15 protein-coding genes are annotated in these 26,051 nt (G+C 67.7%); 8 read left to right on the top strand and 7 right to left on the bottom strand.

What is annotated here, in order from left to right:
* Positions 1–445 precede the first annotated feature (445 nt).
* The 5 genes from BX283_RS30445 to BX283_RS30425 all read left to right on the top strand — a co-directional run bounded on the left by BX283_RS30445 (position 446) and on the right by BX283_RS30425 (position 8,920).
* The gene (locus BX283_RS30445; RefSeq protein WP_101390662.1) at positions 446–4,297 is read left to right on the top strand and encodes a GH92 family glycosyl hydrolase; all 3,852 of its coding nucleotides are present in this window, start codon (positions 446–448) and stop codon (positions 4,295–4,297) included.
* A gap of 149 nt (positions 4,298–4,446) precedes the next feature.
* The gene (locus tag BX283_RS30440; RefSeq protein WP_101390661.1) at positions 4,447–5,433 is read left to right on the top strand and encodes a VCBS repeat-containing protein; all 987 of its coding nucleotides are present in this window, start codon (positions 4,447–4,449) and stop codon (positions 5,431–5,433) included.
* Between the two features lie 192 nt (positions 5,434–5,625).
* Entirely contained in the window at positions 5,626–6,591 is a 966-nt protein-coding gene (locus BX283_RS30435) for a VCBS repeat-containing protein (protein WP_257583938.1), read from the top strand.
* A 261-nt stretch (positions 6,592–6,852) separates the two neighbouring features.
* On the top strand, positions 6,853–7,785 hold the full coding sequence (locus BX283_RS30430; RefSeq protein WP_101390660.1) for a VCBS repeat-containing protein: 933 nt from the start codon (positions 6,853–6,855) through the stop codon (positions 7,783–7,785).
* Between the two features lie 217 nt (positions 7,786–8,002).
* A complete protein-coding gene (locus BX283_RS30425; RefSeq protein ID WP_257583937.1) occupies positions 8,003–8,920 on the top strand; it encodes a VCBS repeat-containing protein in 918 nt (305 codons plus the stop codon).
* A 93-nt stretch (positions 8,921–9,013) separates the two neighbouring features.
* Here BX283_RS30425 and BX283_RS30420 read toward each other — a convergent pair whose 3' ends face one another.
* Together BX283_RS30420 and BX283_RS30415 are read right to left on the bottom strand one after the other, a co-directional pair.
* The gene (locus BX283_RS30420) at positions 9,014–10,621 is read right to left on the bottom strand and encodes a trypsin-like serine protease (RefSeq protein ID WP_101390658.1); all 1,608 of its coding nucleotides are present in this window, start codon (positions 10,619–10,621) and stop codon (positions 9,014–9,016) included.
* Between the two features lie 122 nt (positions 10,622–10,743).
* On the bottom strand, positions 10,744–11,139 hold the full coding sequence (locus tag BX283_RS30415; RefSeq protein ID WP_257583936.1) for a hypothetical protein: 396 nt from the start codon (positions 11,137–11,139) through the stop codon (positions 10,744–10,746).
* Positions 11,140–11,665: 526 nt separating this feature from the next.
* Here BX283_RS30415 and BX283_RS30410 point away from each other — a divergent pair.
* Together BX283_RS30410 and BX283_RS30405 are read left to right on the top strand one after the other, a co-directional pair.
* On the top strand, positions 11,666–15,547 hold the full coding sequence (locus BX283_RS30410) for a polymorphic toxin-type HINT domain-containing protein (RefSeq protein ID WP_143676496.1): 3,882 nt from the start codon (positions 11,666–11,668) through the stop codon (positions 15,545–15,547).
* Positions 15,544–16,053 (top strand): hypothetical protein, encoded by a 510-nt coding sequence (locus BX283_RS30405; protein ID WP_101390655.1) that lies wholly within the window; start codon positions 15,544–15,546, stop codon positions 16,051–16,053. Before BX283_RS30410 ends, BX283_RS30405 begins: the two co-directional genes overlap by 4 nt.
* 1,196 nt (positions 16,054–17,249) lie before the next feature.
* On the opposite strand, the gene BX283_RS30400 is transcribed toward BX283_RS30405, so the two are convergent.
* Positions 17,250–17,474, bottom strand: a complete 225-nt coding sequence (locus tag BX283_RS30400) for a hypothetical protein (protein WP_101390654.1) — start codon at positions 17,472–17,474, stop codon at positions 17,250–17,252.
* Positions 17,475–17,947: 473 nt separating this feature from the next.
* Positions 17,948–20,662, bottom strand: coding sequence for an aconitate hydratase AcnA (gene acnA, locus BX283_RS30395; RefSeq protein WP_101390653.1), 2,715 nt, complete (start codon positions 20,660–20,662; stop codon positions 17,948–17,950).
* Positions 20,663–21,028: 366 nt separating this feature from the next.
* Between acnA and BX283_RS30390 the strand changes: the two genes are divergently transcribed.
* Positions 21,029–22,555: a UDP-N-acetylglucosamine 1-carboxyvinyltransferase gene (locus BX283_RS30390; protein ID WP_101390652.1), complete on the top strand. Its 1,527-nt coding sequence runs from the start codon at positions 21,029–21,031 to the stop codon at positions 22,553–22,555.
* A 103-nt stretch (positions 22,556–22,658) separates the two neighbouring features.
* On the opposite strand, the gene BX283_RS30385 is transcribed toward BX283_RS30390, so the two are convergent.
* From BX283_RS30385 to BX283_RS30375, 3 genes are all read right to left on the bottom strand, one after another.
* Positions 22,659–24,206: an MFS transporter gene (locus BX283_RS30385; RefSeq protein ID WP_101390651.1), complete on the bottom strand. Its 1,548-nt coding sequence runs from the start codon at positions 24,204–24,206 to the stop codon at positions 22,659–22,661.
* A 144-nt stretch (positions 24,207–24,350) separates the two neighbouring features.
* Positions 24,351–25,061 (bottom strand): GntR family transcriptional regulator, encoded by a 711-nt coding sequence (locus BX283_RS30380; protein ID WP_101390650.1) that lies wholly within the window; start codon positions 25,059–25,061, stop codon positions 24,351–24,353.
* A gap of 28 nt (positions 25,062–25,089) precedes the next feature.
* Entirely contained in the window at positions 25,090–26,043 is a 954-nt protein-coding gene (locus BX283_RS30375) for an ornithine cyclodeaminase family protein (RefSeq protein WP_101390649.1), read from the bottom strand.
* Positions 26,044–26,051: the final 8 nt, after the last annotated feature.

The following is a 26,051-nucleotide window of genomic DNA, read 5'->3' as shown; positions in this document are numbered from 1 at the left end:
CGGTCAGTTGTGCTGAAGCTTGGGTAGTGCAGGGTACGCAGCGGATACGTCGGACATTGCGGAGGATGACGTGCCGTTGCTTCCCCGACGTCCCCCGTCCCCCGAGCCCGCCGGTTTCCCGGCGGAGCGGACGCCGACAGGTATAGTCCACTTTCCGTCAACTGAGCAAGATCGAAAGCATGGTTGGACGGCATCCTTTCCCGAGTTGAGACCTCTTGGATATCTGATGGCGGAGCGCGGTGGGCCGGACCCCCGCGACACTCCCGCGATGCCGCGAAACGCCCAGGCCATTCCCCCTCAACACCCTTGACACCACCTATGCCTTGGCTCCCTACTGGATCCTGCATTTCCTCTCTGACAACGTTGTCCAGATCGTATGACCGGAGCGCACCGGCCTCGGCCGTGCGTCTGCATGTCATGCGCCCGCCAATGGAAAGGCCTCCGTATGCTGCCCAGATCCCGGCTCCGACAAGGGCCGGCGGCCGCCCTCGCGGCGGCCTCCTTCCTGCTCGTGGTGACGGCCCAGGGGGCCGCGTCGGCCCAGCCCGCCTCGGCCGAACCGGCCTCCGTCGGCCAGGAGTTCCGCACCTCCTTCGAAACCGGCCAGCCGCAGCCGGACTGGCGCAGCACGGTGGACACCGGCCCGGACGGGAGGAAACGTACGTCGGGGGTCGACGGCGGATTCACCAGCGGCATACCGGGCAACGTCACCGACCGGGTCACGGCGGTGCGGGCGAGCGCCGAGAACGACGGCTCGGGCGAGGTGAAGGAGAACCTCGTCGACGGCCAGCCGAGCACCAAATGGCTGGCCTTCCAGCCCACCGCCTGGCTGGAATTCGATCTCGACAGCCCGGTCAAGGTCGTCACCTACGCGCTGACCTCGGCCAATGACGCGGCTCCCCGCGACCCCAAGGACTGGACGCTGAAGGGCTCGGCGGACGGCAGCACCTGGACGACGCTGGACACCCGCTCGGGTGAAACGTTCAACTCCCGCTTCCAGACCAAGACGTACGACTTCGCCGGCTCCACGGCGTACGCGCACTACCGCCTGGAGATCACCCGCAATGGCGGAGCCGATCTCACCCAGCTGGCCGATGTGCAGTTCTCGAACGGGGACACCAGCACGCCGGTTCCCCCGGACATGCTGACGCTGACGGACCGCGGGCCCGGCGGCTCACCCACCGCCAAGGCCAACGCCGGATTCACCGGAAAGAGGGCACTGCGTTACGCCGGTACGCACAAGGCGGACGGGCGGGCCTACTCGTACAACAAGATCTTCGACGTGGACACCCGGATCGGCCGGGACACCGTGCTCGACTACAAGGTCTTCCCGTCGATGCCGGAGACCGACCTCGGCTATCCCGCCACGAACGTGTCGGTGGACCTCGCCTTCACCGACGGCACCTATCTGAGCGACCTCAAGGCCCTCGACTCGCACGGCGGCCTGCTCACCCCGCAGGGCCAGGGCGCGGCCAAGACGCTCTACGTCAACCAGTGGAACCAGGTGTCCTCGCGCATCGGGGCGGTGGCCGCGGGTAAGACCGTCGACCGGATCCTGGTGGCGTACGACTCGCCCAAGGGCCCGGCGAAGTTCCAGGGCTGGATCGACGACCTGTCGATCGCCCCGAAGAAGCCGGAGAAGCGCCTGGCGCACCTCGCCGACTACGCGCTCACCACCCGGGGCACCAACTCCAGCGGCTCCTTCTCGCGCGGCAACACCTTCCCGGCGACGGCCGTCCCCAACGGGTTCAACTTCTGGACCCCGGTGACCAACGCGGGCTCGCAGGACTGGCTGTACGACTACGCGCGCCGCAACAACGCCGACAACCTGCCCACCCTCCAGGCCTTCTCGGCCAGCCACGAGCCGAGCCCCTGGATGGGCGACCGGCAGACCTTCCAGCTGATGCCGTCGGCGGCCGCCGGGACTCCGGACGCCTCGCGCACCGCACGCGCGCTGGCGTTCCGGCACGAGAACGAGACGGCGAAGCCGTACTACTACGGCGTCACCTTCGAGAACGGCCTCAAGGCCGAGATGGCGCCCACCGACCACGCCGCGACCATGCGGTTCACCTATCCCGGTGACGACGCGAGCGTGCTCTTCGACAACGTCAACAACAACGGCGGCCTCACCCTGGACCCGTCGGCCTCTTCCTTCACCGGCTACTCCGATGTCAAGAGCGGCCTCTCCGAGGGCGCCACCAGGCTCTTCGTGTACGGCGTCCTCGACGCCCCGGCCACCGCGGGCGGCAAGCTGCCCGGGGGCGGCGGCGCGGACGTCACCGGCTATCTGCGGCTGAAGCCCGGCAAGGACCGCACGGTCACCCTGCGGCTCGCGACTTCACTCATCAGTGTGGACCAGGCGAAGGCGAACCTCGCCGCGGAGATCCCGGCGGGCACCTCCTTCGAGCGCGTACGGGACCGGGCGCGCCAGGCCTGGGACGAGATCCTGGGCCGGGTCGAGGTCGAGGGCGCGAGCCACGACCAGCTGACGACGCTCTACTCCTCGCTCTACCGCCTCTACCTCTACCCGAACTCCGGCTTCGAGAAGGTCGGTTCGAGGTACCGGTACGCCAGCCCGTTCTCCCCCGGCACCGGCCAGGACACCCCGACGCACACCGGCGCGAAGATCGTCGACGGCAAGGTGTACGTCAACAACGGATTCTGGGACACCTACCGCACGACCTGGCCCGCGTACTCGCTGCTCACCCCGGGCCGGGCCGGCGAGATGGTCGACGGGTTCGTCCAGCAGTACAAGGACGGCGGCTGGATCTCGCGCTGGTCCTCGCCCGGCTACGCGGACCTGATGACCGGGACCAGCTCGGACGTGGCGTTCGCCGACGCCTATGTGAAGGGCGTGAAGTTCGACGGCGAGGCCGCCTACGAGGCCGCGCTGAAGAACGCGACCGTCGCCCCGCCGTCCGCGGGGGTCGGCCGCAAGGGCATGGACACCTCGCCCTTCCTCGGCTACACCCCGACCTCCACGCACGAGGGCCTGTCCTGGTCCCTTGAGGGCTACCTCAACGACTACGGCCTGGCGAAGATGGGCGAGGCCCTCTACGAGAAGACGCACAAGTCCCGCTACAAGGAGGAGTCGGCGTACTTCCTGGGCCGCGCCCGCAACTACGTGAAGCTCTTCGATCCGGACGCGGCGAGCGCCGGGGCGGGTGCGCCCGGCTTCTTCCAGGGCCGTGACGCCAAGGGCGACCGGCGGGTGCCGAGCGCCGCCTACGACCCGCGGGTCTGGGGGTACGACTACACCGAGACCAACGGCTGGGGCTACGCCTTCACCGCCCCGCAGGACTCGCGTGGCCTGGCCAACCTCTACGGCGGGCGCGCCGGGCTCGCGAAGAAGCTCGACGCGTTCTTCGCGACCCCGGAGACGGCCTCCCCCGAATTCGCCGGTTCGTACGGCAGCGTCATCCACGAGATGACGGAGGCGCGGGACGTCCGGATGGGCATGTACGGCCACTCCAACCAGGTCGGCCACCATGTGACGTACATGTACGACGCGGCCGGGCAGCCCTGGAAGACGCAGGAGAAGGTCCGCGAGGTCATGAACCGCCTCTACACGGGCAGCGCGATCGGCCAGGGCTACCACGGCGACGAGGACAACGGCGAGCAGTCGGCCTGGTACCTCTTCTCCGCGCTCGGGTTCTATCCGCTGGTCATGGGCAGCGGCGAGTACGCCATCGGCTCGCCCCTGTTCACCAAGGCGACGGTGCACCTGGAGAACGGCCGCGACCTCGTGGTGAAGGCCCCGCGCAACAGCTCCCGCAACCTCTACGTCCAGTCGCTGAAGGTGAACGGCAAGTCCTGGAACTCCACCGCGCTCCCCCACTCCCTGCTGGCCCGGGGCGGCACGCTGGACTTCGCGATGGGGCCGCGCCCTTCGGCCTGGGGCACCGGCGAGAAGGCCGCGCCGGTGTCGATCACGCGCGACGACAAGGTGCCCGCCCCGCCGTCCGACGCGGTCTCGGGCAGCGGCCCGCTGTTCGACGACACCTCGGCGACCGCGGGCACCTTCGACTCGGTCGAGCTGCCGGTGGCGTCGGCCACGCGCGCGGTGCAGTACACCCTGACGTCCGCCGACCGGGCGAAGGCCCCCAAGGGGTGGGTCCTCCAAGGGTCTTCGGACGGGATGAAGTGGGTCGATCTGGACAGACGCTCGGGTGAGTCGTTCGCCTGGGACAGGCAGACCCGGGTGTTCGGCGTGGCCCGGCCGGGCTCGTACGGGCACTACCGGCTGGTGCCGGCGGGCGGACCGGCGACGCTGGCGGAGGTCGAGCTGCTGCGCTGACGGCCCCAGCGGGCGGGCGGTCATATCGAGTTGGCCGCTTTTACCTCAAGCCGATTGACATGTAAAGGAGTCATGGCAAGATTCCGGTGAAACCCGTGGCGCGTCTCGACTGCTGAGGCGCGCCACGTCGCATCTGAGCCTCATCGATCATGGAGAACTACGTGGCCAAGACCCTGGCCAAGGATTCCGGGACTTCCGGGACTTCTCGGACTTCCGGTAGCAAGCGGAGCCGGATAGCCGCCCGGCTCGGCGCCGCCGTGGCCGCCGCCGCCCTCGTCGGCGCCGGTGCGACCGCGGCCGTCGCGGTCAACGCGCCGAAGCCGTTCACGCCCGCCGCCCCGGCGTCGGCGACGCCGTCGCTCGCGCGGTCCGGCGCGGTGGCCTCCGCGCCCAGCCCCGAGGCCCCCCAGTTCGACCTGTTCGCCGCGGACCGCGCCAACACGCTCTACGGCTACATCCGCGACGGCGGCGGCGCCCTCAGCCCGCGCGCCAAGATCGACACGGGCTGGGACGCCATCAAGTGGACGACCCAGGTCGACCACGACGCCGACGGGTACGCCGACGGCTGGTGGGAGTGGGACAAGAACGGCACGATGTACTACGCCGCGGACGACTCGGACACCCCGTGGACCGTCGGCGGCGGCTGGAACACGTACAACCTGGTGCTCGCCCCGGGCAACCTGGGCGGCGCGGCGGCCGGCGACCTGCTCGCCCGCGACACCACCGGCACGCTGTACGTGTACCTGGGCTACGGCAACGGCAAGGTGGCGACCCGCTACAAGGTCGGCGGCGGCTGGAACGCGTACAACCTGATCGCGGGCAACGGCGACCTGACCAGTGACGGCAAGGCCGACATCGTCGCGCGCGACGCCTCGGGCACGCTGTGGCTCTACAAGGGCACCGGCAACTACAAGGCGCCGTTCGAGGGCCGCGTCCGGATCGGTGGCGGCTGGAACACGTACAACGCCCTGTTCTCGATGGGCGACCTGGACCTGGACGGCACGACCGACCTCATCGCGCGCGGCAACGACGGCTCCCTGTGGCGCTACTCGGGCACGGGCAACACGGCGGCGCCGTTCGCGGGGCGCAAGAACATCGGGACGAGCGGCTGGAACACGTACCGGCTGTTCTTCTGATGGCCTGACCCACTGGGTGAAGGGCCGCACTCCCGGCAGGGGGTGCGGCCCTTTCTCGTCGTTCCGCACTCAAACACATTGACAGGTAAAGGAGTTGTGTCAGGATCTCGATGATCGCGTGACGTGTCCGGCGCACGGTTCGCAGGCGTGCCCGGTGCCGCGTCATGGCTCATCGACTCTATGGAGAGATACGTGGCCAAGACTTCTGGCCGTACGCGTGGGCGAAGAGCAGCCGCCCGTCTCGCTGCCGCGGCGGTTGCCGCCGCCCTCGTCGGCACCGGCGCCTCCGCGTTCGCGGCCGACAAGCCGACCCCGTCCACCAAGGCGGCAGTGAAGGCCGCCGCCGCCAAGGCCGCCGCGCACGCCGCGGCGAAGCGCGCCAAGCACGGCGCCACCAAGGCGGACGGCGACCCCAACGGCGCCTACCCGTCCTTCCCGCTGATCGGTGTGGACCGCTCCGGCAACACCTACGCCTATCTGCCGGACTCCGAGGGCGGCTTCTCGCCCCGGGTGCAGTTCGACGAGGGCCAGGGCGGTCTCAAGAACGGCGCCCAGGTCGACAACGACGCCGACGGCGTCGCGGACGGCATATGGAAGTGGGACACCAAGGGCACGATGACGTACGAGCCGTACGTCGAGCTGGAGACCACCACCGTCGGCGGCGGCTGGAACATCTACAACACGCTGCTGTCCCCGGGCAACCTGGGCGGCGCGGGCGCCGGCGACCTCCTCGGCCGCGACTCCTCGGGCAACCTGTACCTGTACCTGGGCTACGGCAACGGCAAGCTGACCTCCCGCTACCTGGTGGGCGGCGGCTGGGGCCAGTACACGGCGCTCGCGGGCAACGGCGACCTCACGGGTGACGGCAAGGCCGACATCGTGGCGCGCGGCGGCGACGGCACCCTGTGGCTCTACAAGGGCACCGGCAACTACAAGGCACCGTTCGAGAGCCGGGTCAAGATCGGCGGCGGCTGGAACATCTTCAACGCGCTCGTCTCCTCCGGCGACGTGGACCTCGACGGCACCACCGACCTGCTCGGCCGCGACGCGGCGGGCGCGCTGTGGCTGTACAAGGGCACGGGCAGCGCGGCGGCCCCGTACAAGCCGCGCGTGAAGATCGGCAACGGCGGCTGGAACACGTACCGGCTGCTGTTCTGACGCCTTCTGCGCACGGCGGATGGCCGGCGGATGACCGGCCGATATCCGGAGGGCCGCATTCCTGTTTGGGAAATGCGGCCCTTTTGGGCGTTTTTGGGATACGGCGGGTGAACAAGGGCCAAGAAAGAGCTGTTGTCTTGGTCCCCTTTGGTGGTGGGCGGGTTGACAGGTAAAGGAGTCGTGAAACGATTCCGCTGAACTCGTGACGCGACTCGGCACCCGAGCCGCACCACGTCTCATTCACGACCAATGGAGACATACGTGGCCAAGATCTCTGGCCGTAAGCGTGGACGGATAGCTTCCCGCCTCGCTGCCGCGGCGGTTACCGCCGCCCTCGTCGGCACCGGCGCCTCCGCCTTCGCCGCCGACAACCCCTCGGCGAAGCCGTTCAAGGCTCCGGCGGCCAAGCCGGCCAAGGGCGCCCTGACGAGCGCGCAGGCGTCCGACGTGGGCGACGCTCCGGTGTTCGGCCTGTACGGCGTCGACAAGTCGAACACGGCCTGGTACTACGCCCCCGACGGCAATGGCGGCCTCGAGGGCCGTATCGGCTTCGACGGCAACACCGGCTGGGCCCAGAAGTGGATCGGCCAGGTCGACCACAACGCCGACAACCTCGCGGACGGCATCTGGCAGGCCGACTACAGCGGCAACCTGTACTACGCGGCCAACGACGGCAGCCAGCCGTGGAAGGTCGGCGGCGGCTGGAACACCTACAACACGCTGCTGTCCCCGGGCAACCTGGGCGGCGCGGGCGCGGGTGACCTGCTGGGCCGTGACGGTTCGGGCAACCTGTACCTCTACCTGGGCTACGGCGACGGCAAGATGACGTCCCGCTACCTGGTGGGCGGCGGCTGGGGCCAGTACACGGCGCTCGCGGGCAACGGCGACCTGACCGGTGACGGCAAGGCCGACATCGTGGCGCGCGACGCCTCGGGCACGCTGTGGCTCTACAAGGGCACCGGCAACTACAAGGCGCCGTTCCAGGGCCGGGTCAAGATCGGTGGTGGGTGGAACACCTACAACACCATCTTCGCTCCGGGCGACATCGACCTGGACGGCAAGGCCGACCTCATCGGCCGCGACGCCGCGGGTGCGCTGTACCTGTACAAGGGCACCGGCAACGCCGCGGCCCCGTACCAGGGCCGTGTGAAGATCGGCACGAGCGGCTGGAACACCTACCGGCTGTTCTTCTGATCGACCGTCGGGTCCCTGACCTGAGGTGACGGAGGGCCGTACCGCTTCGGCGGTGCGGCCCTTCGGCATACCGGGGTTCACCACCGAACCGGCCGTGACGATTCCTGCACAAACCTGTTTGGAGGATGTGAGAAACCCGTGAAACGATCTCGGTGATCCTATGGCGGGCCGCACGTCGTGTGGCGCGCCATGTCTCAACAACTCCATGGAGAAATACGTGGCCAAGACTTCTGGCCGTACGCGCGGACGCATAGCCTCGCGTCTCGCCGCCGCGGCGGTCACCGCCGCCCTTGTCGCTACGGGCGCGAGCGCCGTTGCGGCGGAGAACCCCGTCAAGTCCGCCCAGTCCTCGTCCGCCAAGGCGCACACACCGGCTGGCCTGCGCTCGTCCGCGGCCTCGGACATCACCCGGAACGCGCTGTACGGCTTCGCGAGCAACGGCTACCTGTACAGCTACGCCCCGGATGGCAACGGCGGCCTCGGTGCCCGCGTGAAGTCCGGTGAGAACTGGGGCAACGAGAAGGACCTGACCCAGGTCGACCACAACGGTGACGGCCACTCGGACGGCATCTGGTACCGCAGCTCCGACGGCTACCTCCGCTACTTCATGTGGGACGTCGGTGAGTTCACCGTCGGCGGCGGCTGGAACACCTACAACCACATCTGGTCCGTGGGCAACCTCGGCGGCGCCGGAGCGGGCGACCTGCTCGCCCGCGACGGCAGCGGCAACCTCTACATCTACCTCGGCTACGGCGACGGCACCCTGACGTCCCGCTACAAGGTCGGCGGCGGCTGGGGCCAGTACACCCAGATCGCCGGCAACGGCGACCTGACCGGCGACGGCAAGGCCGACATCGTGGCGCGCGGCGGCGACGGCACCCTGTGGCTCTACAAGGGCACCGGCAACTACAAGGCCCCCTTCGAGGGCCGCACCCGGATCGGCGGTGGGTGGAACACGTACAACACCCTCGTCTCCACCGGCGACGTCGACTACGACGGCAAGGCCGACCTGATCGCCCGCGGCAACGACGGCACCCTGTGGCGCTACTCGGGCACGGGCAACGCCTCGGCGCCGTACAAGTCCCGCGTGCAGATCGGCTCCGGCGGCTGGAACACGTACCGCCTGCTGTTCTGATCTCCGGACCTCATTGAGGTCCCCGAAGACGGCAATGGGCCGTACTCCTCGCCGGAGTACGGCCCATTGCTATGGGATGCGCGGGAGCAGAGATCAGGCAGCCTGCGGCCACAGGGACACAGCGTCCGCGAAGGCGGACATGCCAGTGCCCTTGTAGAGCCTCAGGGCCTGAGAACCGGTCCACAGACCCACAAGGTCGGATTTGCCGTCGCCATTCGCATCACCGCCGAGAAGGACATTCGTGTTGCCCCACGACTTGTCGCGCCACATCGGCACCCCGTCGGCGAGCAGACCCTGGGCGTTGCCGTGGTATCCCCGCAGTTCGCCATCGCTGGTGATGGCAGCAATGTCGTCGCGACCGTCGCTGTTGAAGTCGCCCGTGGCGAGCTGCTTCATCGGCTTCCATGTGCTGTCCCGCCACATCTGACGCTTCTGACCAGAGAGGACACCATCCGTGCTCGTCGTGTACGAGTAGAGGGAGCCATCGCCCCAAACCGCGATCAGGCCGTCACGACCAGAGCTGTCGACCTTGTATCGGGCAACGTGCAGCATGGTCTTCCAGGAATTGTCCGACCACATCTGCTTGCCGTCAGCAAGTCCGCCATCAGGCTTACCCAGATACAGCCTCAGGGCGCCGTCCCCGTCCACAGCCGCGATGTCGGGCAAGGCATCACCGTTGTAGTCGCCGGCGACAATCCTCTTCATCGACTTCCAAGAGCCGTCGTACGCCCACAGGAGACGGCCGTACTGCAGAGCTCCATCCGCGTTCGCATAGAACACGTTCAGCGAGCCATCTTCCAGTACAGCAGCGACGTCCGTGCGTCCGTCGCGGTTGAAGTCCGCGGTCGTCGTCACCGTGCTGAGGGCCGGAGGCTTGGCGGGCAGCCGGGTCTTCTGGATCCAGCCGTTGAGATCGTCGATGCGGGTCTCCACGGCACCCGTTCGAGTCTCATCCTCCCCAAGACACCCGCCCTGCCACGAGCGACTGTTGATACCAACGAGCTCAACCCTGCCGTCCTTCTCCCGGAAAGCAGGAGCGCCAGCATCACCCTTGCACAGGCTCGCGGTGGATTCGGCTTTCTTGTCAACGCCGAAGCTTTCGCCGCCGACGCCGCCCACGGAGAAGGCTCCCGTATGAGGCTTCTCCGGCACCCACTCGTCCTTGGTGCGCCCGAAGCCGACAACCTTCAGGCTTTCGCCCTCGGTAGGGGCTGTGGTCGCAACTTGGATCGGCACAGCCTGCGTCGGAGACCGGAAGGCCGGCTCCAACCCAGTCGGCACAGCGCCGGTCCCTATAGTGAGCCCACTCTCGATCTTGGCCATCACCAGATCACGCCCCTTGGCCGGAACCAACGTGGTGACCGCTCTATTTTTGGAGAACGGAATGGGAGCGGCATCCAGACTCCCCGCCCGCGTCACCAGCGCCTTCATCTTCGGTGCGCCAGCGGGGATGTCAAACCCCTGCTGAGGGTTGTCGGCAAAGCAACTCGCAGCAGTCAGCACCCACTGCGGGTCCACCAGCGCACCGGAGCAGGTCCGCTGGCCGTCGCCGATGTGAATCTTGACGGCGAAGGAGTAGTCGCCATCCTTGGGGGAGTCACCAACGACAGCCTGTGCAGGGATGCCTGATATTGAGCCCGTGACAACCACTGCCGCGAGAAGTCCCGTTGTCCACGCCGTCTGCGAACTTCTTCCAGTCATGCGTATTTCCCTTGTCGAACTTTCGATTGGTGGTGCACAGGATCCGTATCCGTTCCCCGGGATCCCGCTTCTTGCGCTTCTTTGAACGCAGGCGCGCCACGGCGCCCGAGAGCAGCTGTTGGTCAGCCGGTGACGCGGAGCTCGACGAGGACAGAGCGCTTGCCGACGTCGCCGCTCTCACCGACGGGGGTGTACGCAGTCTCTTCGCCACGCTCGGCGGCAGGGGCGTTGACGACTGCCTGCGCGCCGTCGTCCTTGGCGGTGAGGGTGGCCTTCACCGGGTGGCTCTTGGTCCAGATGCCGTAGGCGTCGGGAAGTTCCAGCGTCAGGAAGCCCTGCTTACCGCTGACGGCGAAGCAGAAGAAGTGCCCGCCGACGTGCGATTCGACCTGGATGTCATAGCCGCTGTTGCAGTCGGTCAGCTGAATGCGGCCGTCTCCCCGCTTCAGGGTGATCTTCTGGTTCTGGAGGATCTTCGCGGCCCCCGGGTAGGCGAAATCCTCGACAGTGGATGGCATGTCAGCGGCTGCCGCAGACACAGCTGTAGGAGCCGTCACCTTGGGGGCCGCCTGTGCCACAGCGAGCGAAGCAAAGCCGACTGATGCCGCGCTTACACCGATACCAGTCGACAGGAGCACCTTCCGGGCGCGAGACGTCATCACAGCATCCTCACAATCATGAAGCACGGACACATGAGATGCCCATGAGATTCACGTAAGTAAAACATATGTAAGATGCAGCCGAGCGCGCCCCCAACCCCATCCGACCAGGGGGAGTTGCGGTCTCCCGGGGGGCGGGTCGCGCCCGTCGAGGCATGCCTTCGCAGTCGCATGCACGCTCCTCCATATCTCGACATGTGCAGGGGGAACCTCGCCGCACTTGCCGGGTGGGCAGCCGCGGCCGTTCGCGCTGGACGCGAAAGGAATAAAACGGGTGAAACATCGACTGCTCCCCACGAGGGCCCAACGCTCCCCAGCAGACGCACGCAGACGACGGCAGCACGGACTACGCGGCATCGCTGCAGGAGCACTGCCCGTCACATTGGTGGCCAGCCTGCTCGGAGCCACGCCCGCCACAGCATCGGACGACCCCAGCGCAGTCGACTTTCGCGGCCAAGTGGTAGAGCTGTGGGAAGCGGGTGGTGCAGGGACCAAGGAAGAGGCAGAAAAGGCACTGCTGGGGTCCGACGAGGACATCAAGCGGTTCCTCACCGACGTGCCTACCATCCAGGTCGTTGATGACCGAGTAGCGGTCAGCCGGATCATCAATGTGGGTGGCACTGGGGTCCGCACGGCGGCCAAGAAGGCCCTCGCGTCCAAGAACCCGGATGATGTGGCCGCGTTCCTACGGGATGGCTGGAAAGCCCCGTTCGAGACAGACCAGCGCGCCGAGGTGTCGCGGATCATCAACTTCGGTGGCACCGGCGTCAAGGACGCGGGCAAGGCTGCCCTGGAGGGCAGCCAGGAGGACGTGGCCAAGTTCCTGGCCGACGGTCAGTACGACGCCAGGAAGATCGACAACCGGGTCAAGGTCTCCAAGCTCATCAACTCCGGTGGCCCCGCCATGAAGGCAGCCGGGAAGGTCGCGCTTCAGGGCAGCCCGGAAGACGTGGTCGAGTTCCTGGAGATCGGCCAGTTCACGGCACGCAACCGCGACCAGGAACGCGCCTCGATCGCGCAGCTCAACGAGCAGGCAATCCAGGCCGGGCAGCAGGCGGAGGAGGCGACACAGGCTGCCCAGGAAGCCTCGGCCAAGGCGGTCGCCGCCTCCGAGCTGGCCATGACGGCAGCGAAGACAGCTGCGGACGAAACGAAGGAAGCCAAGGCAGAGGCCAAGATGGCCGCCGCCAAGGCCAAGCAGGCCGCGGCTGCCGCCAAGGCCGCAGCCGCGGCCGCGCAGACGGCGATCGACGCAGCCAACGCCGCCAACCGCTCTGCCCGCGTCGCCGCCCTCGCGGCCGCCCAGACCGCGAGCGCCGCAGCCGCAGCCGCCAACGCCGCCGACGACGCTTACAACGCTTCGCTCGCCGCACTCGGCGACAAGAGCAAGGCTGAAGCGGCCAAGAACTACGCCCAGAACGCCCGCAAGGCGGCCGCTCTCGCCACGACCTCGGCAGCCGCTGCCGAGCAGGCCGGAAAGGCATCTGTCGCAGCCGGTGCGGCTGCGAAGGCCTCGGCGGATGCTGGTGCCAACGCCGATGCCGCCGCGGCCTCGGCGGACGAGGCCAACGCCTCGGCCGAAGCAGCGGGTATCCATTCCGGCGAGGCCCAGGCCGCAGCCGCCGAGACCCGCCGCCACGCCCGTGAGGCCAACCGTGCCGCCGCTGCCGCCCAGGCCCTGGCCAACAAGTCCGCCGAAGCCGCCTTTGAGGCCCGCGACCACGCCAAGAAGGCCGCCGCTCACGCGGAGAAGGCCGCGGACGCCGCGGAAGACGCGGCCAAGTACGCGGGCGACGCAACCAAGCTGGCCACCGAGGCGGGCACACAGGCTGCCAAGGCGAAGGAAGCAGCCGACGACGCCAGCGCCGCCGTCGCCTCGGCCAAGAAGCTCTTCGCGATCGCCCGAGACACCGAGGCCGAAGACCTCACCGCCCGCAACCACGCAGCCGTCGAGCGCGCCAAGTCCAACAAGGCTGCCAGCGACGAGTTCACCAAGCAGCTCGCCCAGGTCGCCCTCGAAGACACCAACATCACCAACGACGCGGCCGCACTCGCCGCCGACGCTGACAAGGCTGGCGCCGACACCAAGGACATTGCGGCCAAGGGCCGCGCGGTCGCGCTGCGCGCGCTCAAGCACTACGGCTCCTGGCGCCAGGAAGCAGCCGCCCGGGCCCTGTCCGGCGAAGACGCCGACGTTCTTGAGTACTTGCGGACCGGGATCACAAAGGCGGCGGCGGACGAGGTACGCCAGCAGGTCACGGACCTCGCCTCCAACAGCCCCTACGAGACGGTGCGCGCAGGCGCGACCGAGGCTTTGAAGGGCAGTGACCAGCAGGTCCGCGACTTCTACGCCACCGGCCAGTACGAGGTGGCGGCCATCGACTACCGCGTACTGATCTCAAAGATCAACAACGACGGCGGGCCGAGCGTGAAGGAGGCCTCCAAGGCCGCCCTCGCCGACGGCAGCGCCAAGGCCATGTCCGCCTTCCTCAACAGCGGCCAGTACGAAGCCCGCAACATCGACGAGCGCGTCCTCGCGAGCAAGCTCGTCAACGACGGAGGCCCCGAGGTCAAAGGCGCGGCCCTGGCCGCACTCCAGGGCCCGGCCGACCAGCTCCACTCCTTCATCCAGGCCGGCCAGTACATGGCCGACCGCAAGGACCAGCTCACCAATAACCACGTCGCCCAGGTCCAGCGCCTGATCAACGAGGCCGACGGAGTAGCCGCCACCGCCCAGAAGAACTCCTATCTCGCCGCCCAGGCAGCATTCCTCGCAGGCAACGCGAAGGACAAGGCGAACGCAGCCGCAGCCGAAGCCGACAGGAACGCCAAACGCGCTGCCGACTTCGCAAGCGCCGCTAAGGACTCGGCCGACCAGGCCCAAGCCAGCGCCAACCAGGCCGCCAAGTCCGCCCAGACTGCCCGCAACGCCGCAGACGCCGCAGACCGCGACGCCGCAGACGCCGCCGAATCCGCAGCCCAAGCCGAATTCTCCGCGAGTTACGCTCGTGTATCTGCCAAAGAGGCTGACAGCTCGGCGGCCGACGCACACGCTGCGGCGCTGGCAGCGGGTAAGAGTTCCACCGAAGCCAATACCCTCGCTTCGCAGGCCTGGGCCGACGTGATGAAGAAGCGCCAGGCCGAGGAGGCGGAAGAGCGCCGACTGGCCGAAGAGCAGCGCAAGCAGCAGGAGCAGGGCAAGCGCAAAAAGCACAAGTGCATCCAGTTCATGAGCCGGGACAGCCTCGCTCCCTGCGTGTACAACGAAGACGCCATCATCGTCCAGCCCACCGTCGACATGGGCCTTGCAAAGCTCCTCCTCAAGGGAGGCATGGAAGTCCTCGGCGCCACCGACGTCCTCGACTGTTTCAAGAATCCAAGCCTTGGTAAATGCACCCTCGCTGCAGCTGGCGTGCTGCCCGTCGGCAAGCTCAAGTTGCTGAAGAAGGGTGCAGAAGGAATCGAGGACATCGCTAAGTCTTCTCGCGCCGGGCGGGTCATTAAGTGCGCCACATGCTTCCTTGCTGGAACGAAGATTCTCATGGCGGATGCATCTGCGAAGAGCATCGAATCGGTGAAGATCGGCGACAGGGTTGTATCGACTGACCCTGCAACCGGGAAGACTGAACAGCAGGAAGTGTCTGACCTGATCATCACGGACTATGACAAGAGCTTCAACGAGCTCGACATAGCCACTGATCGCGGAAGCGAACTACTCACCGCCACACAAGAGCACCCCTTCTGGTCCCCGTCGGAAAAGAAGTGGGTGGAGGCCAGCGACCTCCGCGCCGGGATGACCTTGCAGACTGCCGACGGCAGTGCGGCGGCTGTCCAGTCCAACACCCCCTTTACCAAGCGCGCCCGGACCTACAATCTGACAGTTGACAGCCTGCACACCTACTATGTGTTCGCGGGACACACCCCAGTCTTGGTCCACAATGACATCTGTGGAGTCCGCGTATCCTCCATGGCTTCGGACTGGGCCACGAAGGGAGCGCATCTACACGTTGGTTCAGACGAGGTTCGCGTGTTCGCCAACGAGACTGGAATTGGAGGTAAGCCGCTCCGAATGAGCGGCGGATGGGCATCTGACAAGAGCGTGCAGAAGGTCCTGGAAACGCTCAAAAACAGCCGCGAACTCCGCCAGGACCTGATCGCCAAGTCCCGCGCAGCGATGAAAGAGATGAACAGCCACAACTGGGGTAACGAGAGCAACCGCGCAAGCGAACTTCACTTCCTGATCAAGGCACTGGAGAAGATGGGATGAACGGGCCAAAATTTATTGCGAGAGTCATCGAGGCGGGCTCGTTGTTCGGCTTCTCTGTGGGGGTTAAGCTGGTCGAGGCCGAGAAGACGATCACCCTCGACTATATCGAGGAGATCCAAGGCCGTCGCGGCGCGCGAATGCTGCGGCGGGACTACGGCCTCTTCGAGGCAACTTTTGGTGATGAGTCGGACTGGACCTGCCGGTCCATCATTCTCGAAATCCACCGACTCGCTTCCATGCCAGACCTTGCGGACAAGATTAGAGACCAGACCGGAATCGACCTTGCATCGTACACGGAATGGGCGGATGTAGAGAACGAGCTCCATCACCCTTCCGGGTGCCTGCCGTTTGATTCATCAACTGTTACTCAAGGGGACAGAATATTCCGGTCACAGAAGACAGGAGTCACGGTCACCGTGATCGATGACCCGTCCTCCGAACGCGGCCCATATCCCGGACACGGCGACATTTGGGGCCTGGATATCATCGATCCAAAATTCCTGTGAAAAGGACGGTGGAAATCATTTGCCCGAACGGCCAATGAACCTCGTTTATCCTGCTTCGGAAAAGTGGCATCCCTGGCTACGCGGGGTTACGGGTGAAATTGCATAGCCGCATCGGTGGAGGTGACCCACTCGCCACTCCGTCGGCGGGGATCCGTTAGCTCCGGGCCTCTGTGACTGGCGCTCGGTTGAGGGAATACAACAACATCTGCTGACGCCATCCTCAGTCAGGCGTTACTCACCCTGTTGGCCCGCCGGACCCACCGGCGGGCCAACTCCATTTTCGAGAACCGTCGCTTCCCCACGTTTCAGCCCGCAAGTAGACCATCAACCAAAAGCGAAGGCTATACGCGGTGGGTAGCCGCAGGAAGTTGGCCGCGTGGGCCCGAGGCGGTTGGGTTCCCCTCACCAAGGCAACCGAGCTCCTTGAGGGATCTGGGCGCCGGGGCTGTGGCGCTCGCGGTGGGAAAGCGCGGCAGCGGGCCATACCGGGTTCATGCGCCTTGAATCTGATCGCCGTGGTCCGGCGGACCCAGTCGAGCACCGGTTGGGGCCTCTCTCTGCCCGCGTCGGTCGCCATGAGGGTGAAGGCCACCAGCACGTGGGTGTTGTAGTACTCGCCGATGGCGATCGCACGTTCGATGGAACAGAAACCTTGCAAAATCCATGGGTTGAGGCGACAGGAAGAGAGGAAGAAGCGGGCCAACAGGTCTCGGCCGCGGGCGCCGAGGTTTGGGCGAGTTCCGTCAGAACGGGGCCGCGGAGTGATGTCGATGGCGAGGGCGGGCTTCTTGCCCATGCCGACTTCGCGGGTGATGTATTCGACCTGCAGGCGCTCGCCCTCTTGGGCCTGCAAAGACTCCGAGATTGGGTTTGTCATTGTAACGACCCGAAATTATGTCGAGCAGGTCGCCTTCCGGAGACAGGACGCCTCTGTCTCCCTGTGTGGCCAGGAGCTTGGTCAGGTCTCAGGGGCGACGTCACCCGAGGCGGGCAGGCGGGGCATGGGTGGGACGGTGATGAACTCGGCGTCCATATGTAGGCCGGTGACTACGCCGCCCAAGGCAGTGCAGCCAGTGGCGTCGTCGGCCTTGCCAGTCTTTGCATGATGCCGTCGGCTCGCGCTTCGGCAGCCCCTACCCGACCTCGGCCTCGACGCCGTATAGCGGACGGGCCAAGGCGGCAAAGACATCGGACTTTCAGGAGGCCGGGGCATCGCGGCGACCAGGTAGAGGTTCGTCTAGGTGGGTCCAGCCGTCGCGGATCTGGACGTCGACGCGCACACTGGCGGCCGTGGAGAGCGCGGCAAGTGCCATCGTGACCGCTGTGTCGGCGGGAATCCGGGTGAACTCGGCGACAGCATTGGCTTGTTCGCCCACACAGACGGGAAGGGCGTCGACCGGGAAGGTAGATAACGGGGTCATGCTGGCCGAACAGGAGTGGGGTGGGCCAGCGTTCCTCGACCGTAGTCAAGGCCAGTCCGTGACGTGGGGGCGAGCAGTTCGTCGTGGTCTTCGCTGGCTTCGCGTGCTGCTTGGGTCAGCCGGGCGGCGAGTTCGGCGATCTGCCGCCGATCCACGCGCTCGCGCACGGTTCTCCCATAGCACTCGACGGGCCTGGCGTCGCAGTCCGCACAGGTTCAAGCACGACGCTGCGGCATCGCCCGGGTCGCTGCTTGCCTACGGAGGCAAGGTCCGCGTGTACGGAGCAGCGAACCGTAGGGGAAGGGCCGTGAGGAAGACGTGCGGTTTTCTACCTGGCATAGCCTGACTGTCTCTGCTGACACGGGCACATCCACGTCCTGATGTGAAAGACGCTGAGGGGCCGCGCCCCAGGTTCACCTGGAGTGCTGCCCCTCAAGTCGTATCAAGGTCTGCCTCTTGGCAGAGCCCGATCCCTAGTTACGGATCAGGTTCCGCAGCACGTACTGCATGATGCCGCCGTTGCGGTAGTAGTCCGCCTCGCCGGGGGTGTCGATGCGGACCACCGCGTCGAACTCCACGCCCGTGTCCGTGGTGACCTTCACCGTGCGCGGGGTCGTGCCGTCGTTCAGCTCGGTGACGCCCGTGATGGAGAAGGTCTCCTCGCCCGTCAGGCCCAGCGACGCCGCCGTGGCGCCCTCGGGGAACTGGAGCGGGAGGACGCCCATGCCGATGAGGTTCGAGCGGTGGATGCGCTCGTAGGACTCGGCGACGACGGCCTTGACGCCGAGCAGCGCCGTGCCCTTGGCGGCCCAGTCGCGGGACGAGCCCGAGCCGTACTCCTTGCCCGCCAGGATGACCAGCGGGATGCCGGCGGCCTGGTAGTTCTGGGAGGCGTCGTAGATGAAGGAGACCGGGGCGCCCTCGACCGTGAAGTCGCGGGTGAAGCCGCCCTCGGTGCCCGGCGCGATCTGGTTGCGCAGGCGGATGTTGGCAAACGTGCCGCGGATCATGACCTCGTGGTTGCCACGGCGCGAGCCGTAGGAGTTGAAGTCGCGGCGGCTGACGCCGTGCTCCGTGAGGTACTTGCCAGCGGGGGTGTCGGCCTTGATCGCACCGGCCGGGGAGATGTGGTCGGTGGTGACCGAGTCGCCCAGCTTCGCCAGGACGCGCGCGCCCGTGATGTCGGTGACCGGGGTCGTCTCCATCTGCATGCCCTCGAAGTAAGGGGGCTTGCGGACGTAGGTGGACTGCGGGTCCCACTCGAAGGTGTTGCCGGTCGGGATCGGCAGCGACTGCCACTGCGCGTCACCCGCGAAGACGTCCTGGTAGGACTTGTTGAACATGTCCTCGCCGATGGCGTTGGCCACGACGTCGTTGACCTCGGCCTCGGTCGGCCAGATGTCCTTGAGGAAGACCGGGTTTCCGTCGGTGTCGGTGCCGATGGCCTCGGTGGTGATGTCGACCTTCATCGAACCGGCGATGGCGTACGCGACGACCAGCGGCGGGGACGCCAGGTAGTTCATCTTGACGTCGGGGTTGATCCGGCCCTCGAAGTTGCGGTTGCCGGAGAGCACCGAGGTGACCGCGAGGTCGTGCTCGTTGACCGCCTTCGAGATCTCCTCGTCCAGCGGGCCCGAGTTGCCGATGCAGGTGGTGCAGCCGTAGCCGACCAGGTTGAAGCCCATCTTGTCGAGGTAGGGCGTCAGACCGGCCTTGTCGAAGTAGTCCGTGACGACCTTCGAGCCCGGGGCGAGCGTGGTCTTGACCCACGGCTTGCGGGACAGGCCCTTCTCGACCGCCTTCTTCGCGACGAGGGCCGCGGCGACCATCACGTACGGGTTCGAGGTGTTGGTGCAGGAGGTGATCGCGGCGACGGTGACGGCGCCGTGGTCGATCTCGTACGTCGAACCGTCGGCGGCGACCACGGTGGTCGGGCGGCTCGGGACGCCGTTGGTGGCGGCCGGGGCGTCGGAGGCCGGGAAGGACTCCTTGCCCGCCTCGTCGTCGTCCTCGACGTAGTTGCGCACGTCAAGGGCGAACTGCTGGGCGGCGTTGGCCAGGACGATGCGGTCCTGCGGGCGCTTCGGGCCGGCGATGGAGGGGACGACCGTGGAGAGGTCGAGCTCCAGCTTCTCGGAGAAGTCGGGCTCGGCGGCCGGGTCCAGCCACAGGCCCTGCTCCTTGGCGTACGCCTCGACCAGCGCGACCTGCTGCTCGGAGCGGCCGGTCAGACGCAGGTACTTCAGCGTCTCGCCGTCGATCGGGAAGATCGCGGCGGTGGAGCCGAACTCCGGCGACATGTTGCCGATGGTGGCGCGGTTGGCCAGCGAGGTGGCGGCGACGCCCTCACCGTAGAACTCGACGAACTTGCCGACGACGCCGTGCTTGCGCAGCATCTCGGTGATCGTGAGGACCAGGTCGGTGGCGGTGGTGCCCGGGTTCAGCTCGCCGGTCAGCTTGAAGCCGACGACGCGCGGGATGAGCATCGAGACCGGCTGGCCGAGCATCGCGGCCTCGGCCTCGATGCCGCCGACGCCCCAGCCCAGCACACCGAGGCCGTTGACCATGGTGGTGTGCGAGTCGGTGCCGACCAGGGTGTCGGGGTAGGCCTGGCCGTTGCGGACCATGACCGTACGAGCGAGGTGCTCGATGTTGACCTGGTGGACGATGCCGGTGCCCGGCGGGACAACCTTGAAGTCGTCGAAGGCGGTCTGGCCCCAGCGCAGGAACTGGTAGCGCTCCTTGTTGCGGCCGTACTCCAGCTCCACGTTCTGCGCGAACGCATCCTTGGTGCCGAACTTGTCGGCGATGACGGAGTGGTCGATGACCAGCTCGGCCGGGGAGAGCGGGTTGACCTTCGCCGGGTCGCCGCCGAGCTCCTTGACGGCCTCGCGCATGGTGGCGAGGTCGACGACACAGGGCACGCCGGTGAAGTCCTGCATGATCACGCGGGCCGGCGTGAACTGGATCTCCTGGCTGGGCTGCGCCTGGGAGTCCCAGCCGCCGAGCGCCCGGATGTGGTCGGCGGTGATGTTCGCGCCGTCCTCGGTACGGAGCAGGTTCTCCAGCAGCACCTTCAGGCTGTAGGGGAGGCGCGCGGAGCCCTCGACCTTGTCCAGCTTGAAGATCTCGTACGACTCGTCGCCCACCTGCAGCGTGCTGCGGGCGTCGAAGCTGTTCGCCGACACGACAGTCTCCTTCATATATGTGCGCGTTCCACCGCATCCTGCCGCCACGCTGGATAGCCAATCCGCTAAGGTAAGGCTAAGTTAGGTCACCCTTACCGTCACTTCGTCGATGACGTGCGGCCGCGGTGCGCCTCGGCAGATATCTCGATGTCGAGATAACTCTAGTACATGGGCGGCCGCTGGTCATGCGCGGGCACGCCCCGTACGCGTGCGCGGGCTGCCCCGAAGGGCCCCGGACGGATGCACTCCGGTTGCCCCGGCGCTCGCGCCGCACCACCATCGGAACTGACGGCGCTTCACACAGTCCTCACCCCGACGGCGCACCCCAACAGGAATCTCATCTCATATGTGAGATAACCTGCCGCCATGTCAGACGACTACCTCGTACGCATCGGCAAGCTCATCCGTGACGCCCGGCAGCACCGGGGCTGGACGCAGACGCAGTTGGCCGAGGCTCTGGGCACGAGCCAGAGCGCCGTGAACCGCATCGAGCGCGGGAACCAGAACATCAGCCTTGAGATGATCGCCCGCATCGGCGAAGCACTCGACAGCGAGATCGTCTCCCTCGGCTACGCCGGGCCCATGCATCTGCGGGTGGTCGGCCGGCGCCGGCTCTCCGGCTCCATCGACGTCAAGACGAGCAAGAACGCCTGCGTGGCGCTGCTCTGCGGCTCGCTCCTCAACAAGGGCCGCACCGTGCTGCGCCGGGTGGCCCGTATCGAAGAGGTCTTCCGGCTCCTGGAGGTCCTGAACTCCATCGGGGTGCGCACCCGCTGGATCAATGACGGCGTCGACCTGGAGATCGTGCCCCCGGCCGACCTCGACATGGACGGCATGGACGCGGAGGCCGCCCGCCGGACCCGCTCCATCATCATGTTCCTGGGCCCGCTGCTGCACCGCATGGACCGCTTCCGGCTGCCCTACGCGGGCGGCTGCGACCTCGGTACGCGCACCATCGAGCCGCACATGATCGCCCTGCGCCGCTTCGGCCTGGACATCACGGCCACCGAGGGCATCTACCACGCCGAGGTGACGCGGACCGCCCCGGACCGCCCGATCGTGCTGACCGAGCGCGGCGACACGGTGACCGAGAACGCGCTGCTGGCCGCCGCCCGCAACGACGGCGTCACCGTCATCCGCAACGCCTCCTCCAACTACATGGTCCAGGACCTCTGCTTCTTCCTGGAGGCGCTGGGCGTACGGGTCGACGGCGTCGGCACCACCACGCTGACCGTGCACGGCGTGCCGGACATCGACGTCGACGTCGACTACTCGCCGTCCGAGGACCCGGTCGAGGCGATGAGCCTGCTGGCCGCCGCGGTGGTCACCGAGTCGGAGCTGACGATCCGTCGGGTGCCGATCGAGTTCCTGGAGATCGAGCTCGCGGTCCTGGAGGAGATGGGCCTGGACCACGACCGCTCGGCGGAGTACGCGGCCGACAACGGCCGCACCCGGCTGATCGACCTCACGGTCCGCCCCTCCAAGCTGGAGGCGCCGATCGACAAGATCCACCCGATGCCGTTCCCCGGCCTCAACATCGACAACGTGCCGTTCTTCGCGGCGATCGCGGCCGTGGCGCAGGGCAAGACCCTCATCCACGACTGGGTCTACGACAACCGTGCGATCTACCTCACGGACCTCAACCGCCTCGGCGGCCGCCTCCAGCTCCTCGACCCGCACCGGGTGCTCGTCGAGGGCCCGACCCGCTGGCGCGCGGCGGAGATGATGTGCCCGCCCGCGCTGCGCCCGGCGGTGGTGGTCCTGCTCGCGATGATGGCGGCGGAGGGCACGTCCGTACTGCGCAATGTGTACGTGATCAACCGCGGCTACGAGGAGCTGGCGGAGCGGCTCAACTCGGTGGGCGCACAGATCGAGATCTTCCGGGACATTTAATCTGCTGGGACATTTAGCAGAGAAGCCCGTAGATCGTCCGGCGGCTGCTTCCGTACATGCGCCGCCGGTCCCCGGTCCCTGAGATCGTCCCCGCCGGGCGGCCTCAGGGACCGGGGGTCATTCCGCCCTGGAGGCGCTCCAGGTCCGCGGGGCGGACCTGGATGACCAGCAGGGCGATCACCGCGGCCACAACCGCGAAGATCGCGGCCACGATGAAGGCGGTGGAGACCCCGGAGGCGAGCACCTGGTCGCTCCAGGGGCGCGGGAGCTTGCCGGTGCGCTGGAACGCCAGGCGCTCGGCGGGGGTCGCCTGGTGCAGGAACTTGGGCACCTGGTCGCTCGCCTCGTTGCGGCTGGCCGTGCCGAAGACCGTGACCAGGATGGACAGGCCCAGCGAGCCGCCCACCTGCTGGGTGGCGTTGAGCATGCCGGAGGCCGCGCCCGTCTCGTGCACGGGCACGCCCGAGACGGCCATCAGCGTCAGCGAGACGAAGTTCAGGCCCATGCCGAGGCTGAAGACGAGCATCGGGCCCAGGATGCTGCCCGCGTACGTGGAGTGGATGTCGGTGAGCGTCAGCCACGACAGGCCCGCCGCGGCCAGGACCGAGCCCGTCACCATGAAGGGCTTGGGGCCGTACTTGGGCAGCAGCTGCGAGGCGATCCCCGCGCCCACCGCGATGACGGCGCTGACCGGCAGGAACGCGAGCCCGGCCTTCAGCGGGCTGAAGCCCAGCACGTTCTGCACGAACAGCGTGAGGAAGAAGAACATGCCGAAGATCGCGGCGGCGAGGCTCAGCATGATGCCGTAGGTGCCCGCGCGGTTGCGGTCGGCGAACATGTGCAGCGGCGTGATGGGCCGCTCCGAACGCCGCTCCACCAGGAAGAACGCCACGAGCAGCAGTACGGCGGCGCCGAAGGACCCCAGGGTGTACGGGTCGCGCCAGCCCTCCTGGGCGGCGCGGATGAAGCCGTACACCAGCGCGGTCATGCCGAGCGTCGAGGTGAGCGCGCCGGTGAAGTCGAAGTGGCCCGGATGGCGCTCGGACTCCTGGATGTGCCGGGGCGTCGCGAGGACGATCAGCGCCGCGATCGGCACGTTGACGAAGAACACCCAGCGCCAGTCGAGCCATTCGACGAGCAGGCCGCCGGCGAGCAGGCCGATCGCGCCGCCGCCCGCGGAGACCGCCGCGAAGACGCCGAACGCCCGGTTGCGCTCGGGGCCTTCGGTGAACGTGGTGGTGATCAGGGCCAGCGCGGTCGGCGAGGCGATGGCGCCGCCGACGCCCTGGAAGGCGCGCGCGGCCAGCAACTGGCCGGAGTCCTGGGAGAGTCCGCCCAGCAGGGAGGCGATCGCGAAGAGCACGACGCCGAAGACGAACACCCGGCGTCTGCCGAGGATGTCGCCGGTCCGGCCGCCGAGCAGCAGCAGCCCGCCGAAGGTGAGCGTGTAGGCGCTCACCACCCAGGCCAGGCTGGTCGTGGAGAAGTCCAGGGCGCTCTGGATGTGCGGAAGCGCGATGTTCACGATGGTGATGTCGAGCACCACCATCAACTGGCACGAGGCGATGACCAGGAGCGCGATCCCCTTGCCGCCGCCTCCGCGGTCGGGGGCGGCGGTGTCGGTCGTGGGTGTCGGCTGCGAACTCGTCATGGCGGACCTTGCCCTCGCACGAGGGACGGTGGACGGTCCCGTCCACCCCTCGACACTAAGCCCGGCCCCTGGGCCTCACCAGTCGATCAAGTCCCGCCCGCCCCAACGGCCCGCCGCAGCCCGGCAGTCGTCACCGTGCGCAGGTCAGCGGTTGCCCAGGGTGCGCTTGGGGCGCGGCTCCACCGGCTCGTCGCGGGCCTGCGCCCACAGCGAGCGGACATGGCCGAGGTGGCGGGCCATGCACTCCTCGGCGGCGAGCTCGTCGCCCGCCACCATCAGGTCGAGGAGCTCGATGTGCTCCTCGGCCGAGGAGATGAGCTGGCCGCGCTCGTCGAGCCGGGTCAGTCCGTAAAGACGGGAGCGCTTGCGCAGGTCGCCGACGGTCTCGACGAGCCGCTCGTTCCCGGCGAGGCCGAGGAGCTGGAGGTGGAAGCGGCGGTCGGCGTCGAGATAGCCGATGAGGTTGTGGTCGCGCGCGTGGGCGACGATCTCCTCGGCGACGGGCCGCAGTTCCTCCAGCTGCTCCACGGTGGCGATCTGCGTCACCTTGCCGACGGTGGGCACCTCGATCATCGCGCGCAGTTCCGTGTACTGGTCGAGGTCGCGCTCGCTCACCTCGGTGATGCGAAAGCCCTTGTTCCGTACGGGTTCGACGAGTCCTTCGCGGGCCAGGTCGAGCATCGCCTCGCGGACCGGGGTGGCCGAGATGCCGAAGTCCGCGGCGAGGCCGGGGGCGGAGTAGATGTTGCCGGGGCGGAGTTCACCGGCGACCAGGGCGGCGCGCAGGGCGTGGGCGACCTGGTCGCGCAGCCGTTCCTGGGCCGTGATGAGATTGCGCTGCTTCAGGTCGCCCATGGCACTTCCTCCGTGAATCCGCGGAGGCTCAGCGTACAATGTCACGTTGCCCTGTCGGGTTGCACCGTGCACGGTGCCATGCCGCCGCCACCGCCAGATCCTCCCAGGCCATGCCCACACTTTTGAAGAGGCGCGGGCGATCGGATGGCACGGCGGCCCGCCCGTTGACGAGCTCGGCGAGGTTGCCCATCACCTGGCCGGGCCCGATCGCGCCCTCGGTCAGCGGGATCAGCAGATCGCCCGCCTCGCGCAGGGCCGCCGCCCGCGACTCCACGTACACCGCCGAGCGCCGCACGAGCGCCGAGTCGGTCTCGCGGGCGTCCGGTTCGTGCGAGCCGACCGCGACCACGGTGGCCCCGTCCGCGACGAGCCGGCCGTCGAACAGCGGCTCGCGCGCGGTGGTGCAGCAGATGACGAGGTCGGCGTCGCGGACGTCGTCCGGGGTGCCGCCCCGCGCCTCAAGCCCGAGCGTACGGGCGTACGCCACCAGCGCCTCGACGGCCTCGGGGCTGCGGGCGACCACGGTGACGTCCTTCAACTCCCGTACGGCCAGGGCCGCTCGCAGATGTCCGTACGCCTGCGGGCCCGCGCCGAACAGGACGAGCCGAGCCGCTTCGGGCGCCGCCAGGTGCGCGAGCGCGACCGCGGAGACGGCCGGGGTGCGCAGGGTCGTCAGGGCCGCGCCGTCCAGCAGGGCGAGCGGCAGCAGGGTCGCGCCGTCCAGGAGCAGATAGCTTCCGGTGATCCGGGGCAGGCCGCGCGCCGGGTTGGCCGGGGCGACGCCCGCGATCTTCACTCCCGCGTACGCCCCCGACGCGGCGGGCATCAGCAGCAGCTCCCCCGCCGTGACCGGCAGGTTGACGCGCGGCGGGTCCGACTCGGGGTCGAACCCGTCGCGCAGCACGCCCGCCACCGCCTCGGCGGCCGCGGCGGGCGTGAGCAGGCGGGCGATCTCCTCGGCGCCGACCAGGGCGAGATCCATGCCGGGTT

Origin of the sequence: Streptomyces sp. TLI_146, assembly GCF_002846415.1 — a bacterium.
In the GTDB taxonomy this organism is placed as follows: Bacteria; Actinomycetota; Actinomycetes; order Streptomycetales; family Streptomycetaceae; genus Streptomyces.
This window is presented reverse-complemented; position numbering and strand designations above follow the sequence as displayed.

What these genes read in the sequence shown, in the direction of transcription:
- BX283_RS30385 (WP_101390651.1), bottom strand. Translation starts at nt 24,206, where the DNA reads ATGACGAGTTCGCAGCCGACACCCACGACCGACACCGCCGCCCCCGAC.
- BX283_RS30405 (WP_101390655.1), top strand. Translation starts at nt 15,544, where the DNA reads ATGAACGGGCCAAAATTTATTGCGAGAGTCATCGAGGCGGGCTCGTTG.
- BX283_RS30380 (WP_101390650.1), bottom strand. Translation starts at nt 25,061, where the DNA reads ATGGGCGACCTGAAGCAGCGCAATCTCATCACGGCCCAGGAACGGCTG.
- BX283_RS30400 (WP_101390654.1), bottom strand. Translation starts at nt 17,474, where the DNA reads ATGACCCCGTTATCTACCTTCCCGGTCGACGCCCTTCCCGTCTGTGTG.
- BX283_RS30415 (WP_257583936.1), bottom strand. Translation starts at nt 11,139, where the DNA reads ATGCCATCCACTGTCGAGGATTTCGCCTACCCGGGGGCCGCGAAGATC.
- BX283_RS30375 (WP_101390649.1), bottom strand. Translation starts at nt 26,043, where the DNA reads ATGGATCTCGCCCTGGTCGGCGCCGAGGAGATCGCCCGCCTGCTCACG.
- BX283_RS30390 (WP_101390652.1), top strand. Translation starts at nt 21,029, where the DNA reads ATGTCAGACGACTACCTCGTACGCATCGGCAAGCTCATCCGTGACGCC.
- BX283_RS30420 (WP_101390658.1), bottom strand. Translation starts at nt 10,621, where the DNA reads ATGACTGGAAGAAGTTCGCAGACGGCGTGGACAACGGGACTTCTCGCG.
- BX283_RS30440 (WP_101390661.1), top strand. Translation starts at nt 4,447, where the DNA reads ATGGAGAACTACGTGGCCAAGACCCTGGCCAAGGATTCCGGGACTTCC.
- BX283_RS30445 (WP_101390662.1), top strand. Translation starts at nt 446, where the DNA reads ATGCTGCCCAGATCCCGGCTCCGACAAGGGCCGGCGGCCGCCCTCGCG.